Origin of the sequence: Paenibacillus sp. FSL R5-0475, assembly GCF_038004585.1 — a bacterium.
GTDB lineage: Bacteria > Bacillota > Bacilli > Paenibacillales > Paenibacillaceae > Paenibacillus_AQ.
The window spans coordinates 3,891,620-3,906,252 of record NZ_JBBORK010000001.1 but is presented as its reverse complement, the minus strand read 5'-3'; the positions used below and the strand labels follow the sequence as shown (position 1 = coordinate 3,906,252).

Annotated in this window: 14 protein-coding genes; 12 read left to right on the top strand and 2 right to left on the bottom strand. The window is 43.5% G+C overall.

What is annotated here, in order from left to right; genetic code table 11:
• Positions 1 to 8 precede the first annotated feature (8 nt).
• Entirely contained in the window at positions 9 to 1,448 is a 1,440-nt protein-coding gene (gene pdxR, locus MKX41_RS17575) for a MocR-like pyridoxine biosynthesis transcription factor PdxR (protein WP_340972220.1), read from the top strand.
• Positions 1,449 to 1,453: 5 nt separating this feature from the next.
• Here pdxR and MKX41_RS17570 read toward each other — a convergent pair whose 3' ends face one another.
• A complete protein-coding gene (locus tag MKX41_RS17570; RefSeq protein ID WP_076299660.1) occupies positions 1,454 to 3,394 on the bottom strand; it encodes a S8 family peptidase in 1,941 nt (646 codons plus the stop codon).
• A gap of 309 nt (positions 3,395 to 3,703) precedes the next feature.
• Between MKX41_RS17570 and MKX41_RS17565 the strand changes: the two genes are divergently transcribed.
• The 6 genes from MKX41_RS17565 to thiI all read left to right on the top strand — a co-directional run bounded on the left by MKX41_RS17565 (position 3,704) and on the right by thiI (position 8,542).
• Positions 3,704 to 4,201 carry a YpuI family protein gene (locus tag MKX41_RS17565; protein ID WP_042190914.1) on the top strand — a complete coding sequence of 166 codons (498 nt, stop codon included), beginning with the start codon at positions 3,704 to 3,706 and terminating at the stop codon, positions 4,199 to 4,201.
• 234 nt (positions 4,202 to 4,435) lie between these two features.
• On the top strand, positions 4,436 to 4,657 hold the full coding sequence (locus tag MKX41_RS17560) for a DUF1540 domain-containing protein (protein ID WP_042190912.1): 222 nt from the start codon (positions 4,436 to 4,438) through the stop codon (positions 4,655 to 4,657).
• A gap of 12 nt (positions 4,658 to 4,669) precedes the next feature.
• Positions 4,670 to 5,083: a DUF5353 domain-containing protein gene (locus MKX41_RS17555; protein WP_231573335.1), complete on the top strand. Its 414-nt coding sequence runs from the start codon at positions 4,670 to 4,672 to the stop codon at positions 5,081 to 5,083.
• A gap of 182 nt (positions 5,084 to 5,265) precedes the next feature.
• Complete coding sequence (locus MKX41_RS17550) at positions 5,266 to 5,973, top strand: lytic transglycosylase domain-containing protein (RefSeq protein WP_076284776.1); 708 nt, start codon at positions 5,266 to 5,268, stop codon at positions 5,971 to 5,973.
• A 127-nt stretch (positions 5,974 to 6,100) separates the two neighbouring features.
• A complete protein-coding gene (locus MKX41_RS17545) occupies positions 6,101 to 7,252 on the top strand; it encodes a cysteine desulfurase family protein (protein WP_339266573.1) in 1,152 nt (383 codons plus the stop codon).
• Positions 7,253 to 7,255: 3 nt separating this feature from the next.
• Positions 7,256 to 8,542, top strand: coding sequence for a tRNA uracil 4-sulfurtransferase ThiI (gene thiI / locus MKX41_RS17540; protein ID WP_339266570.1), 1,287 nt, complete (start codon positions 7,256 to 7,258; stop codon positions 8,540 to 8,542).
• Positions 8,543 to 8,579: 37 nt separating this feature from the next.
• On the opposite strand, the gene MKX41_RS17535 is transcribed toward thiI, so the two are convergent.
• Positions 8,580 to 9,272, bottom strand: coding sequence for a TerC family protein (locus MKX41_RS17535; RefSeq protein WP_042190906.1), 693 nt, complete (start codon positions 9,270 to 9,272; stop codon positions 8,580 to 8,582).
• A 173-nt stretch (positions 9,273 to 9,445) separates the two neighbouring features.
• Between MKX41_RS17535 and MKX41_RS17530 the strand changes: the two genes are divergently transcribed.
• The 5 genes from MKX41_RS17530 to MKX41_RS17510 all read left to right on the top strand — a co-directional run bounded on the left by MKX41_RS17530 (position 9,446) and on the right by MKX41_RS17510 (position 14,535).
• Positions 9,446 to 10,105, top strand: a complete 660-nt coding sequence (locus MKX41_RS17530) for a TerC family protein (RefSeq protein ID WP_340972211.1) — start codon at positions 9,446 to 9,448, stop codon at positions 10,103 to 10,105.
• A 269-nt stretch (positions 10,106 to 10,374) separates the two neighbouring features.
• Positions 10,375 to 10,884, top strand: a complete 510-nt coding sequence (locus tag MKX41_RS17525) for a hypothetical protein (RefSeq protein WP_042190902.1) — start codon at positions 10,375 to 10,377, stop codon at positions 10,882 to 10,884.
• 206 nt (positions 10,885 to 11,090) lie between these two features.
• Positions 11,091 to 12,932, top strand: coding sequence for a translational GTPase TypA (gene typA / locus MKX41_RS17520; RefSeq protein ID WP_042190900.1), 1,842 nt, complete (start codon positions 11,091 to 11,093; stop codon positions 12,930 to 12,932).
• Between the two features lie 125 nt (positions 12,933 to 13,057).
• Positions 13,058 to 13,354 carry a YlaH-like family protein gene (locus MKX41_RS17515; RefSeq protein ID WP_042190898.1) on the top strand — a complete coding sequence of 99 codons (297 nt, stop codon included), beginning with the start codon at positions 13,058 to 13,060 and terminating at the stop codon, positions 13,352 to 13,354.
• Positions 13,355 to 13,437: 83 nt separating this feature from the next.
• The gene (locus MKX41_RS17510) at positions 13,438 to 14,535 is read left to right on the top strand and encodes an LCP family protein (protein ID WP_042190896.1); all 1,098 of its coding nucleotides are present in this window, start codon (positions 13,438 to 13,440) and stop codon (positions 14,533 to 14,535) included.
• The last annotated feature ends 98 nt before the right edge of the window (positions 14,536 to 14,633 follow it).

Here is a 14,633-nt window from a genome sequence, read left to right as displayed (position 1 = left end):
AGGGGTTCATGCATATCGATTTGATTCGCAGCGGCAGTAAATCTTTGCCTCATCAAATCAGTGAAACCCTAAGTCAGCGGATCTCATCAGGACTGCTCCAGCAAGGTGTCCGGCTACCCTCCGTAAGAAGTTTGGCTACAGCTTTGAGAGTAAGCCAGGTTACAGTAAGCAAGGCATACGATGTGCTTGAGAAGCGGGGACTTATTTATTGCAGACAAGGAAAAGGCTGCTTTGTAGCCGACCCTGAACACACCAGACGTCAGGAAGATGGTCGCTGGCAGGATGTATATGATGATTATTTGCCGCGAGCTCAGCTTTGGCGCAATTTTGATTACTCTGAAGTTAAGTATCCCTTTCATATAGCTGCAATTCATAGTGAGTTACTTCCTCTAAAAAATATTGGTGACTCCTTCGCATCATTAGTTACGCAGCAGCCGGAGCTTATGGCAACCTATGGGAACTTCCAAGGTGATCTGGAGCTGCGAGGAATTATGAGAGATCATTTAAAAACACGTGGAATTGCACTTACTTCCTCTGATGTAATGATCACAAGCGGAACTCAGCAAGGCATTGATCTGGTGGCTCGTACGTTTGTCGGACCTGGGGACACAGTGTATCTTGAGGCTCCTAGTTATACAGGAGCTATAGATGTTTTTGCAGGACGAGGTGCAGAGATGATTTTTGTACCTACGGACGGTGAAGGGATGCGGGTGGATATTCTCACAAGAATGTGTGATCAAAGACCGCCTAAGCTAATTTATACAATCCCTACTTTTCAGAATCCAAGTGGAGTAACCATGAGCATAGCAAGAAGACAACGTCTGCTGGAATTAGCCCGCAGTTACCGTTGCCTTATTGTTGAGGATGATCCATTTAGTGATTTATATTTCCATGCGCCTCCGCCGCCTACGATCAAATCGATGGATTCCGAAGGGCATGTAGTATATATGAAGAGTTTCAGTAAAGTTATTGCACCCGGCTGCAGAATTGCCTGTGTAGCCGCTAGTGGGAATATTCTGTCACGACTTATCGCCGCCAAGTCCGCAAGTGATTTAGGGAGTCCGCTGCTTACACAAAGGGCGGTACTGCCATTCATAGCGGGCAAGTATGAAACCTATGCTGCTCAGTTACGAGTTACACTCCGTGGTCGCATGGAAAAGGCGGCGAAGCTTCTGAAGCTTTACGCGCCGCCTGGAGTAAAATATATTCTCCCAGAGGGTGGTCTTAATCTCTGGCTGGAGTTGCCGGCTTCACCTGATATCGGAAGGCTACATGAGCTGGCCGAACAGGAGAGCATTTCTTTTTTACCGGGTGATGTTTGTTACTCTGCGGAGACCCCTTCCCGGCATATCCGTTTGTGTTATTCACAAATGAATGAAACGGATATGGAGGAAGGCTTACGATTATTTCTCCGTTTACTTGGTAGATTTTTGAAGATGGGTGGTTAAGGTTGTTACTTAGAGTTACTTAATCTTTGTTTCAATTGATTCATTTGTTTTTGTACATGCTGTGGCCATAGCTGTAGTGGAACCTGATTGCCGCTAGCGGCTTGCAATGTTTTATAGATATCGACCTGACCCCAGCCAAAATATTTGTCATGCCCGGGAGTGCCTAAATCAACAGCATTTTTGGTCATAAGATCCATAACTTCCGTATTCGTTAGATTCGGATTTAGTGAACGCACCAGACCCGCCAGCGCAGCGACATGAGGACTGGCCATCGATGTACCGGATAACGCGGCATACTGGCTGTCTGGGTAAGTGCTTGCTATGCTTTCTCCGGGTGCTGCGACATCAATATAATCGCCGTAGTTGGAGAAGGAAGCTTTTTCCCCTGAAGCATTTGTTGCAGCTACTGCAATCACTTCGGGATACGCAGCAGGAAAACCTGGTCGTTCTGTATTATCGTTGCCTGCAGCAGATACGAGGACGATATCTCGGTCGTAGGCATATTTGATCGCGTCATGAAGAAACTGGGAATCCGCATAGTTACCTAAACTCAAGTTAATGACTTTCGCACCGTTGTCCGCAGCCCAAATGATTCCTTCTGCAACAGAATAAGTGGTGCCTGCTCCTGAATTATCGAGTGCTTTTACCGGAAGGATCTTGTTGTACCAGCTGATTCCAGCTACTCCCTCTCCATTATTGACCAGGGCGCCTATAATTCCAGATACATGTGTGCCATGTCCAACATCATCTTCTGGAGTGGAGCCATTGGTGATCGCGTTATACCCTGTCAAAAGCTTACCCTTCAAATCCGGATGATTGATCTGGACTCCGGTATCCACTACGGCTACGATCACTTCTTTACTTCCCTTAGAAAGATTCCAGCCCAGCTCCGTTTCGATCGCTGGCAGATTCCATTGATAGGTGGAGAATAACATGTCATTTGGAGTAACTGTTCCCTCTGCGTTTTTAGATATCGTATCATTGGTTAAATACATATAGTGAGGCTCCGTATATTCGGGGTGCCATTTATTGGTGAAATAGTCTTTGAGCTCATAATAAGTCATCTTCTCCGAACGGAAAATATAGGCATACCCAAGCTTACGTGGCTTCTTGCCGTTGATATCAGCGGTTATCGTTTGAAGCTGCCCCGGAGTAGGTGAGTTGTTGCGGAAACGTACGACAATTTCATTCTCATAAAAATGGCTGGCGTTTTCGTTATCATGACCGGTCTTAACGGTGATATCTTTTAAATTATCGGTATGAACGGATTCTACACGGTACTTACCTTCCTTCGGATAAGGAATGAGACGCAGGTTCTTCAGCTGATGGTCTGCCACACGACCAAGCACCTTTTGGTTAATAAGTGCAATGATGCCTACATTTTTTTCTTTGTTCCGCTGAGCGATAAAGTAATATTTCTCTTTACCGATTGTAAACGTTGGAGATTCATAGGATTGATGACCATGGATCGCTGATTTCGCCGTCTTAAGATATTTTTGCAGCTGCTGATTCTCCTGTTCGGTTCCTTGAGGAAATGAAGAGGACTTAAAGGTTTCCGTTTTATGCTTGCGAAAATCAATCCACATAAGCATAGTGATAAATCCGTGGTTCTGCTGCAAACGTTTTGCATACACTGATTTATCATGAAGCGAAGTCATTCCATCCGTTTCAGAGAGGAGCTTAGTCAAATGTCTGCTGACATCCACTCTATTCAGATGATCCGTCGCATCAACATCTTGAGATAAGGAGCTTTTCTTCAATGATTTTTCCTGTGAAGGGTTTGGTGCTGAATGTAGGGCTGAAGTTGGAGCAGGATTTGGTACAGCAACATTAGCGACTTCTCTGGTTGTCGTCCCATTAGTGGCAGGACGTAGCGCAAAGGTAAGTAATACAACTGTGAACGCAGCTGTTACCAAACCTGCAACCGTTAGATTTTTACGTGACATGATTTCCGCTCCTCTACGCATTGTAATGCCTATAGGTTTAGAAGAGAGCGTATGTTTTATGCATCTTAGAAAAGGATACCTTCCTAACGTTTTTTATGATAATATCAGAGAGAATAAGCATCTTGAGTTCGCATCCTGATATTGCAGGAGATACGTCGATAGATGTTCTTTTAATTTTCAGAAGGTTAGACTTCTCTGTGTTTGCATCCTGATATTGCAAGAATAAAGAGATATGTCTAAAGACTATTTCTTCATAAGATTAACTTTATTGACTACAAGAGCAGGGAATAATAAGGGGGAGCAACCGCCATGTCAGCAGCCAATGTGCAGAAATTATGTGAATCGACGAGAGACAAACTTAAAGATGTGATTGATAAGATGGAAATTTTTCTGAACGAGCATGCATTGCCTCAGCTTGTAACAGAAGATGATGAAGAAACTGTACAATTTTATCAAGGATTTCTGTCCGATGTCCGTCATCTGTTAGTGTTCTCGGAAATGTCTTATGAGAAGCTGGGAGTTGCGCTGCGTCGTGCTACATTCGATGAATCTTTTGCGCAGAAAGCGCTTTATAATGTATATCACTATGGCGTGAATAACTTCTTCTATCCAAAGAATGAAAGCTATTCTGAAGATGGACGTTATGCTTATACTGGACAGGATGCTATCCGTTTCCGTAAAAAGCCAGTTCGTCCGGCGCGTGATATCATTCTAGAAATTACCAAGACCTATGAAGAGCTACGCGATGACCTTACTTATTATGAGAACGACTATTTGACTGAGAAACGTATGCAAAATCAGGTTTAACAGTTCACTAGTTCGTGTAAAGGATCAGCACTTCGTCATAATGACGAGGGCTGATCCTTTTTTGACGTATTAGAATTTATATATTTAGGGCCCGGACAAAGTACCTGAGTACGTATCGAAGCAACCCCCCCACTTTGTGGGGATATTTTGCGTGGGCATCGTTACATCAACTGGAAACCATCCTGTCGAATAGGGGGTAAATCGTGCGGACATAATGAAGCCGAGGTGATAAATATGTCGAGTGTAAAGCCATTAGTCAAATGCAGTGTAAGCAATTGTCATTATTGGGGCGAGCATAATTTATGCCGGGCAGAAGAAATTATTATTGAGATCGACAAGCACGCTGGCAGTGGATTTAAAGAAGAATATGCTGAAGAAATGACGAATGAAGGTCACCACGATCAAGTCGCAACATCGTCTGCAACATGCTGTTTAACATTTAAGCCGAACTCCTAGGAGGCCGCCCTAATGGACAGAGAAAAGGAACATGAATCAGGTTCATCAAATGAACAATCCGGTCCGAGAAAAGTTATTTTGCGTCCACGCAGAGTAGACTATCCACGCCGGGACAGAGAACATCAAGAGGAATATGCCGCAGAGGTGAATCCGGTTTCGATGCCGATCCGGGATACAACACCACGCGTGGCGAGTGAAGCTAAGGAGCATGAAGAGGAATATAGTGGAAGCAAAGCGATAGGTTATACTGGGCTAGCTATGGGTATTGCCTCCTTGTTTCTCTGGTCCATCATACTTGGGCCCATTTCAGTTGTGATTGGTTATTATGCATATGCCAAGGAGCAAAAAACGCTTGGGGCATGGGCAATGGGGTTAGGGATTGTATCCACACTTAGTTACTTTGTGATGATACCCTTTGCTCGCTAAAAATGAACTGGTAAGTTTGAATTATAACAGGCTTTAGACCTAAATATCAGGGTCTGAAGTCTGTTTTTCATTCCAGCATATAGCAATAATCTCGGATAAAATGTAATATTAAGCCGTAATTCATCGAAATCTAAGGTTAGACCAATAGATATGATTCAACAGGATCAAAGGAGTGCGCCGGTATGGAGATTAATCCCGCTGTAACCAATGGGTTAGGGCAGCTTAAATGGGTAAGCTTAAAGAGTGCAACCGACAAGAGTAGCTCAGCAAATGAAACTAAAAGATCGGGCGCGTCAGCCTCTCAATTTGCAGCAATGCTTCAAGCTTTATCTTCTAACTCGTCTAATGGCGGGGATACAAACTTCTTGACGTCACTTCCGGATGCTTCATCAGTTAGTAGCTTGTTATGGCAACAGATCGGAACAGCTGAAAGCATCGATAGTGTAATTTCCGGGGAAATAACGGATACTAAACCAACAAGCTATGATGATCTGATTCAAACGGCGAGTGCTAAGTACGGGGTGCCAGTCGATTTGATAAAAGCTGTAATTGATACAGAATCTTCCTTTAATCCAAACGTTGTCTCTTCGGCTGGTGCTAAAGGATTAATGCAATTAATGGATGGAACAGCGCGTGGTTTAGGGGTTTCTGATTCATTCAATCCTGCTCAAAATATTGATGGTGGTGTACGCTATCTGTCTTATCAATTGAAACGCTTTGACGGACAGGAAAAGATGGCATTAGCGGCTTACAATGCAGGGCCTGCAAGGGTAATTAACCTTGGAGTAAGCAATGATCAAGAATTATTGGAGAAACTTACACTGCTCCCTAAAGAGACGCAGTCTTATCTCACTAAAATAGAACGCGCTCGCGCGGAATACGCTGTATAATAAAAAGGATCAAACGGGTATTTCCCTTAAACCACATGTTGGTATTTGGGATCACCGTTTGATCCTTTTTCGAAATTTAAAAAAGAATGATTCTGTACTTTAAAGAAGTAAAGGAGACAATCGATATATGCTTTACTGGGATTATGCCGCCGCCACACCACCCTATGAAGACGTGGTGAAGACGATGGAACAAATTATGAAGCTGCATTATGCTAACCCGTCCTCCTTACACCGTGCCGGTAGTGAAGCGGCAAAGCTGATCAGGCGTTCACGAGAAGTATGCGCGGCTGCGTTATCTGTACAACCAAAGGAGATCCTATTTACATCTGGGGCTACGGAGAGTAACAATTTAGCCATTAAAGGTGCTGCTTTGCAATATCAGTCAAGAGGACGTCATCTGATAACTACGGAAATAGAACATCCCTCTGTGTATGAAAGTTGTCTGCAGCTGCAGCAAAATGGCTGGGAGATTACTTTTGTAGCGCCTGACAGCACTGGAATGATTGATCCAGAGCGAGTGGCTGCTGCAGTACGGCGTGATACGGTACTCGTAAGTGTGATGCATGTAAATAATGAAATTGGAACAATACAGCCGCTGATGGAGATTGGCAGGCTGATTAAATCCGTAAATTCACGAACCTTATTTCATGTGGATGGCGTTCAGGGATATGGTAAGCTTGCTGTTGACCTTAAAGGATGGGAAGCGGATCTTTACAGCTTGTCTCCTCACAAAATTCGAGGTCCTCGCGGAGCGGGGCTTCTCTATATTAAAGAAGGAATCCAACTGTTCCCCTTACTTTCAGGTGGTTCTCATGAAGAGGGACTACGTGCTGGAACTGAGAATGTACCTGCAATTGTTGCTTCTTCCAAGGCCGTGCGGATGGGTGTTGAGCAGCGCGAAACCTTCTATGCCCGATTGCTCCCACTTCGGGATCGGCTGTTACGCTTCTTGCACAGCGTTCCTGAATTTGTTATAAACAGCAGAGAGGATGGAGCCCCTCATATTGTGCATTTCTCATACCCTGGCATGAAAGGGGAAGTGTTCGCCCGTAAGCTGGAGGAACTAGGGATGGCTGTTTCTACTCGATCGGCTTGCTCCTCCCGGCTGGCAGAACCTAGTCGTGTTCTATTATCTATGGGGAAAGATGTCTCTGTAGCTTCAGGAGGCATCCGCATCAGTTTCGGTGATAGTCACACTGAAGAAGATGTCGCAGCGCTTGAGAAAGCACTAATTACTGCGGTACGAGCTTTAAAGATTGCTGAAGGAGGTATGAAGTAACTAATGAGTGTGATGAATCAAGAATCTGCTAAAGGCAGTGCCAATAGTATTGATTATGCCGATATGCTGCTTTTGCGTTTCGGGGAGTTTACATTAAAGGGCAAAAACCGTGCCAGATTTGAGAAAACGGTACTACGTCATGTGAAAGAAATGATTAAGCCATATCCAAAGGTGGTTCTAACCAAAGAATTTGGAAGAATTTACGTGGAACTGAATGGAGAAACTGCTGCGCCATTGGTAGAAGCATTGAAGAATGTATTCGGAATCGCTTCTGTCAGTCCGGTAAAGGTGGCCAAGTCAGATCTCGAGGATATTGTGGCTGTCAGCCGTCATTTTTTGGAGATCATCGCTCCTGCACCGGGAACTACATTTAAAGTTAATGCACGCCGGGTGTGGAAAGAGTTCCCATATGGCTCCATGGAGATGAATAAGCTAGTCTCGACACCACTGCTGCAAGGCTATTCCGGACTTACTGTGGATGTAAAGTCACCTCAATTGGAGCTGAAAGTCGAAATTCGTCAAGGTCATACTTTTATATTTTGTGAAAATATTGCTGGTGTTGGTGGATTTCCGCTTGGTACGAATGGAAAAGCGATGTTATTGCTGTCCGGAGGCATTGATAGTCCTGTAGCCGGTTGGTCATCCATGCGTCGTGGACTCGAAGTGGAGTGCGTACATTTCTATAGTTATCCTTATACGAGTGAGCTTGCCCGGCAAAAGGTGGTTGATCTTACGCGGGTATTGTCACGATATGCGGGAGTCATCAAGCTACACTTAGTACCTTTTACAGAGGTGCAGACATCTTTTACCGGAATAGGTCAGGATAATCTGATTATTACGTTGATGCGTCGAGCTATGCTGAGAATTACTACACAGCTTGCTGAACGTGAGGGTGCCCTCGCGATCGTAACCGGTGAAAGTCTTGGACAGGTTGCTAGCCAGACGTTACCAAGTATGAATGTGATCGGTCGTGCGACAGAACTTCCTCTTTTACGTCCGCTGGTAATGATGGACAAAAGTGATATTGTGGAGCTGTCTAAGAATATCGGCACCTATGACCTGTCAATTCTTCCTTATGAGGATTGCTGTACATTATTTGTACCTAAATCACCTACAACGAATCCGAATTTACGGATTGTAGATAAGATTGAAGCTACGCTCCCAGGTTACTCTGCATTACTGGAAGCAGCGATTAAAGCCACGGAGACCGTGCTGATCACTCCGTATGGAGATGAGAAGCCTAAAGATGTAGTAAGTGCTCAGGCTGGATTACAGGAAGAATGGTTCTAATATTATAAACAAAAGGCTGTCTCATTCGTAGCAACATCTACGGTTGAGGCAGCTTTTTTGAATTATTATGGCTTGATTGGCGTCTCCAGTGTCCTCCAATTAAGATGCCAACAATGATCACAAATATAAACAGAGCTCTCAATAGTGGATGCTGCTCAAAAAATGGGGATAGCTGCTGCTCATCTGTAATCATGCTTGAGGCTGTAAACCCTAGGACTGCTGAGCCAATATAAATAATCCATGGATATTTGTTGATTAATTTAATAAAGAGAGTGCTTCCCCAGACCACAATTGGAACGCTGATTAACAGTCCTATGACAACTAGAGAGATATTGTGCTTAGCGACTCCCGCAATGGCGATGACATTATCCAGTCCCATCGCAGCATCGGCTAGAATGATTGTACCCACAGCGGCCCCTAAGCTTTGACCAGCCTTGATATTCGTTGAATTGTTCTCATCTGTTAATAGCTTATAGGCAATTAGAATAAGTAAAATCCCGCCTGCCAGCAGTAACCAAGGGATTTTTAATAGCCATACGACCAGAACCGTTGCGAAAATCCGTAATACGACGGCACCTGCTGTTCCAAGCACAATTGCTTTTTTTTGAGTGCTGTTCGGCAAATTACGCGCTGCAAGTCCGATGACTATGGCATTGTCTCCCGCCAGAATGAGATCTAGAAAAATAATATTGAGCAGTGATAATACAAACTCCCATATGGATGTATTCAAGGCATAGTCACCCCTAAAGTTAGTTAAGATGAGCACGAAGATATGCTTAGTTTTGTATACGCAAAAAAAGGGGCATACATGCTTTCATCCTCAAAAAAAAGTTGGACAGGAAGCATAGCTTGTCACTTCCGAACATACATGTAGTTACATGTGATTCGGGGAGGTAAAAGCGAATGGAATCATTATTGCTCCTTGGTGAAATATTGATGATCAATCTTGTGCTGAGTGGAGATAATGCTATGGTCATCGCGATGGCCAGTAAGGACCTTCCGGAGAAGCACCGGAAGATTGCGGTATGGTGGGGAGCTGCGGGAGCTGTTATTCTGCGCTGCTTGCTTACTTTTGTCGCGGTATTACTGTTGAAAATCCCTTATATCCAGGCTGGAGGAGGAATTCTGCTGCTATGGATTGCGTTCAAGCTGCTGCTGGAAGAAGAGGAGGACCTTAGAGTCGCGGAAACATCCTCCGTATGGAAATCCATCCGAACGATTCTCGTGGCTGATTTTATTATGAGTCTTGATAATGTCCTGGCAATTGCCGGTCTAGCCAAAGGGGATTTGGCTTTAATTACCATCGGGATTGCGCTCAGCATTCCGATTGTCGTATGGGGAAGTGGCCTTATTGTGGGGTGGCTGCATAGATTTCCGATACTCGTATTTATCGGCGCTTATATTTTAGCCTTTACAGCAGGTGATATGATGCTTCAGGATGCAAAATTAGGGACAATGCTCTCCTTTTTGCTCCCATCCACGCATTCCATACTGCCGATCGCTTTAGGAATATTAGTAGTTGTTACAGGAGCAATTAAACGAAGAACAACATCAGTAGGTTAATAAATTGCAATAAAAGGCAATACTACAAGGACATCTCCATAAATTGGAATCGTCCTTTTTTGACGTATCAGAAAGTATATATTTGGGGCCCCCGCAAAGTACCTGAGTACGCATCGAAGCAAAGCGCCACTTTGTGGGGATATTTTGCATGGTCAGTGATGGCATTTTGTGTATGTTTCAGATAATATATGAATAAGAATCCTGTCGTTTTCTGGGTATGAGACGGCAAGGTAATGAGGTAGACGTGAATTTGAAGGGATGGGTGAAGGATGTCTTCCAAGAATGACATGAGACTAGGTATATTCATTGTAGCTGCGGGCGTCTTGATTTTATTCGGTAAGCTGGGGGTATTCGGATTTTTGGGACGAGCCCTTTGGCCGCTAGTGATTTTACTTCCAGGATTGGTTCTACATATGTTATTTTTTAGCCGCCGCGCTTCGGCAACAGTATTGATTCCCGCGGGAATATTAACGGTATATGGTTTATTGTTTGGTCTTTGCAATATATGGGGATGGGGGCTTATGAAATATTTATGGCCTGTGCTTCTGCTCGGCATTGCCGTAGGTCTGTATGAATATTCCATAAATTCTCCAAGACGGTCAGGGGGACTATCTGCAATTGCTGTAATATTAGGCGTTCTAAGCATAGCGCTTTGTATTTTCAGTCTTATGGGTACGGGTGTAATCTATCTAATTGGTATTGTATTCATCGTGGCAGGAATTTGGCTGATTACAGGTCGGGGTAGAACTCGTGGCCGAAATAGATGGTATCGAAGTTAATTAATGTTGGATCTTGTGAAAAAAAACGGAATTTGCCAACTGTTTTTTTCATAAAAAGACTTGCTTTTCATAGTGCTTTCACTATAATATTAATGTTATGTTGAAGCGTCGGCTTTCTGCCTGGCGCTTCTTTTGTGAGACTGCCGTGACATGCTAAGAATTTTAACAGTTTTAATTTGATAAATGAGAGGATTTGGATACAAATCATGCATTCAAGAAAAGATATTCGCAACATTGCGATCATTGCCCACGTTGACCATGGCAAAACAACACTCGTCGATCAGCTTCTTCAGCAATCGGGGATCTTCAGCGCACACGAACACGTACAAGAACGCGCTATGGACTCTAACGATATCGAGCGGGAACGCGGAATTACAATCCTAGCTAAAAATACAGCAATTACTTATAAAGAGTTTTTGATCAATATTGTGGATACACCTGGACACGCTGACTTCGGTGGCGAAGTAGAACGGATTATGAAAATGGTTGACGGTGTATTGCTGGTTGTTGATGCTTATGAAGGCTGCATGCCGCAAACGAAATTCGTTCTGCGTAAAGCATTGGAACAAAAACTTACACCGATCGTTGTCGTGAACAAGATTGACCGTCCAGCTGCTCGTCCTAAGGAAGTTATTGATGAAGTGCTCGATTTGTTCATCGAACTTGAAGCAAATGACGAACAATTGGAATTCCCGGTTGTCTATGCATCTGCTCTTAATGGTACATCAAGCATGGTTCCTGAGAAGCAAGATGAAACAATGCTTTCACTTTACGAAACAATCGTTGAGCATATCCCAGCTCCAACTGAAAGTGTAGAAGACCCGCTTCAATTCCTCGTAACGTTGATGGATTATAACGAATACTTGGGTCGTATTGCTATTGGCCGTGTAAACCGCGGTGTGATCAAACAAGGTCAATCTGTAACTGTAATTATGCGTGACGGTAAGAGTAAAACCGCACGTATTGAGAAATTGTTCGGGTTCCAAGGTTTAAAACGTATTGAAACAGAAGAAGCGGGCGCAGGGGATATCGTTGCTATCGCAGGGATCAAGGACATTAACATTGGTGAGACCATTGCTGATCCAGCGAATCCAGAAGCACTGCCTGTTCTTAAGATCGACGAGCCTACGATGCAAATGACTTTCCTTGTGAATAACAGTCCTTTTGCTGGTAAAGAAGGTAAATGGGTAACTTCCCGTAAACTGCGTGAGCGTCTCTTTAAAGAACTTGAGACAGATGTGAGTTTGCGTGTGGATGAAACGGATAGTCCTGATGCATTTATCGTTTCTGGACGCGGTGAGCTTCACCTTGGTATTCTGATCGAGAATATGCGTCGTGAAGGTTATGAAATGCAAGTTTCTAAACCACAAGTAATCATTAAAGAAATCGATGGTGTTAAATCGGAGCCACTTGAGCGTCTTATGATTGACATTCCTGAAGAAAGCATGGGCTCTGTTATGGAAAGTCTGGGCACTCGCAAAGCCGAAATGGTCAACATGATTAACAACGGTACGGGTCAAGTACGTCTGGAGTTCCTGATTCCTGCACGTGGTTTGATTGGTTACAACACTTACTTCTTGACTTTGACACGTGGTTACGGCGTTATGAACCATGCTTTTGATAGCTACGCTCCACTGGTTGCTGGTCAAGTTGGCGGACGTCATCAAGGTGTGCTTGTAGCCAGTGAGACTGGATCAACAACACAATATGGAATAGTGGGCGTTGAGGATCGTGGTATTCTCTTCTTGGATGCAGGTACAGAAATTTATGAAGGTATGATCGTAGGCGAGCATACCCGTGATAACGATATTATCGTTAACATCTGTAGAGAAAAAGCACTTACCAACATGCGTACCTCAGGTAAGGACGATACTGTAAAAATGAAGACACCACGTACCTTCTCTTTGGAAGGCGCACTTGAATATTTGAATGATGATGAATATTGTGAAATCACACCTAAATCCATTCGCTTGCGCAAAAAGATTCTGAACAAAGGCGAACGCGAACGTGTAGAGAAGCAACGTAAAATGGCACAAGCAAACGCGTAAGATCAGCTTATTATAGTAAAGAGCCGTCGGAGGTGTAACTTTCGGCGGTTTTTTTTATAACAAAAACTTCCCTTACTGATGATATAATGTAAACGTATCTTAAATTTGGGAGGAGTGCGGTATCTATGCAAGTCTGGTTTGCTGAGCATCCAATCGTCGCTTATATTGTTATTTTTATATTGCTTACATTTGTGTATAATCAGGTATTTCGTGTGAATCAAAAGTTATCGATTGGCAAAGAGATTATGCTGTACATAATGATGGCAATTGGCTCCGGCATGCTCCTCATTTTTCAACATGATAAGCTACCGATCATTCAGTGTCTGCTGGTCGCCGTCGGATTAATGCTGATGGTACGGATACGTTATATCGTAGAAGCTCGACAGAAGAGAAAGGCTGCAGCTGCAGCAAAAAGACAGTAATCGAAACTTTTACTGCTTATGCAACGTCTATTTAAGTGTAGCAATTTTAATTCCAAATGAAATGAAGAGGACTTTATTCTACTATGAGTACACGAAACAGCAGTTTACCTCCACGAGCAAGTGGTCAACAACCGAATAATAGAAAACAGCCTGTGAAGGGTGCTCCTAAGAAAAAAAAGAAGAAACCGCAAAAGAGAGGCTTTTTTGGCAGATTAGTTAGAATCCTGTTAACCTTACTCATTATTGCGATTCTTGGCGTATTGGGCTACGGGGGCTATCTGTATTGGAAGCTTGAAAATGGGGTCTTTAATGCAGGTAGTAAAGGAACGGTTGCCCCAGGACATTCGGCTACAGAAAAACCACTGACGATGCTTATCCTGGGTACGGATAATAGACCAAAACATCAATCTAGATTGACAGATGTTATTATGGTTGCAGCGCTTAATCCTAAGACAAAATCAGCAACCATTGTCTCTCTTCCGCGCGATACCTTAGTTGAGCTCAATGGATACAAGCAGACGAAGATTAACGAATTCTATGCTCGCTTTAAGGGGAAAGAAGATTCTTCTGGTATTTTGGCAGAAGATGAGATGAAGACAATGATGGGTAAATATCTAGATATTGACGTAGATTATACAACGATTCTGGATTTTCAAGGCTTCCGCGATGTGGTGGACGAGCTTGGTGGAGTCAAAGTCAACATTAGCGATAATATGTGTTATACAGACAGCGTTGACGGTACGAATATCAATTTGAAAAAAGGTCCGGCGGAGCTTGATGGAGATAAAGCGCTAGATTATGTGCGATACCGTAAATCTAATTGCAAGCCTAAGACTAAGGGTTCAGATGATTTTGATCGAAACAAACGTCAGAATGAGGTCCTTCATTCACTGGTGGATCAGATGCAATCGCTTGGTGGAGTATTAAAGATAGGCAAGGTGCTTGACGCAGTGGATAGTAATATGAAGACTGATATCGAAAATTCGCAGATTAAAGATATGATTGCGACTTATTGGAAGATTTCCAAAGATGATATCGAATTCAAGCCCGTGACTGGAACGTGGCGAAGTCCGTATGTATATATTAATGATGAGGAGCTTGAGGCTGCCAAGAAAAGCTTGCAGGATCGATTAGCAGGAGTTTCTGCTAATTCCACTTCAGAATCCACTGAGGCGCCTTAAAGTCCTTAATAACACTTCGCCCTAAAATTGAATGCAAGTTTCAGCCTGTGCTATAATATAATAAATTGAATGAATTTACGCCGCATAGGGGGCCAGTA

What these genes read in the sequence shown, in the direction of transcription:
- pdxR (WP_340972220.1), top strand. Translation starts at nt 9, where the DNA reads ATGCATATCGATTTGATTCGCAGCGGCAGTAAATCTTTGCCTCATCAA.
- MKX41_RS17570 (WP_076299660.1), bottom strand. Translation starts at nt 3,394, where the DNA reads ATGTCACGTAAAAATCTAACGGTTGCAGGTTTGGTAACAGCTGCGTTC.
- MKX41_RS17565 (WP_042190914.1), top strand. Translation starts at nt 3,704, where the DNA reads ATGTCAGCAGCCAATGTGCAGAAATTATGTGAATCGACGAGAGACAAA.
- MKX41_RS17560 (WP_042190912.1), top strand. Translation starts at nt 4,436, where the DNA reads ATGTCGAGTGTAAAGCCATTAGTCAAATGCAGTGTAAGCAATTGTCAT.
- MKX41_RS17555 (WP_231573335.1), top strand. Translation starts at nt 4,670, where the DNA reads ATGGACAGAGAAAAGGAACATGAATCAGGTTCATCAAATGAACAATCC.
- MKX41_RS17550 (WP_076284776.1), top strand. Translation starts at nt 5,266, where the DNA reads ATGGAGATTAATCCCGCTGTAACCAATGGGTTAGGGCAGCTTAAATGG.
- MKX41_RS17545 (WP_339266573.1), top strand. Translation starts at nt 6,101, where the DNA reads ATGCTTTACTGGGATTATGCCGCCGCCACACCACCCTATGAAGACGTG.
- thiI (WP_339266570.1), top strand. Translation starts at nt 7,256, where the DNA reads ATGAGTGTGATGAATCAAGAATCTGCTAAAGGCAGTGCCAATAGTATT.
- MKX41_RS17530 (WP_340972211.1), top strand. Translation starts at nt 9,446, where the DNA reads ATGGAATCATTATTGCTCCTTGGTGAAATATTGATGATCAATCTTGTG.
- MKX41_RS17525 (WP_042190902.1), top strand. Translation starts at nt 10,375, where the DNA reads ATGTCTTCCAAGAATGACATGAGACTAGGTATATTCATTGTAGCTGCG.
- typA (WP_042190900.1), top strand. Translation starts at nt 11,091, where the DNA reads ATGCATTCAAGAAAAGATATTCGCAACATTGCGATCATTGCCCACGTT.
- MKX41_RS17515 (WP_042190898.1), top strand. Translation starts at nt 13,058, where the DNA reads ATGCAAGTCTGGTTTGCTGAGCATCCAATCGTCGCTTATATTGTTATT.
- MKX41_RS17510 (WP_042190896.1), top strand. Translation starts at nt 13,438, where the DNA reads ATGAGTACACGAAACAGCAGTTTACCTCCACGAGCAAGTGGTCAACAA.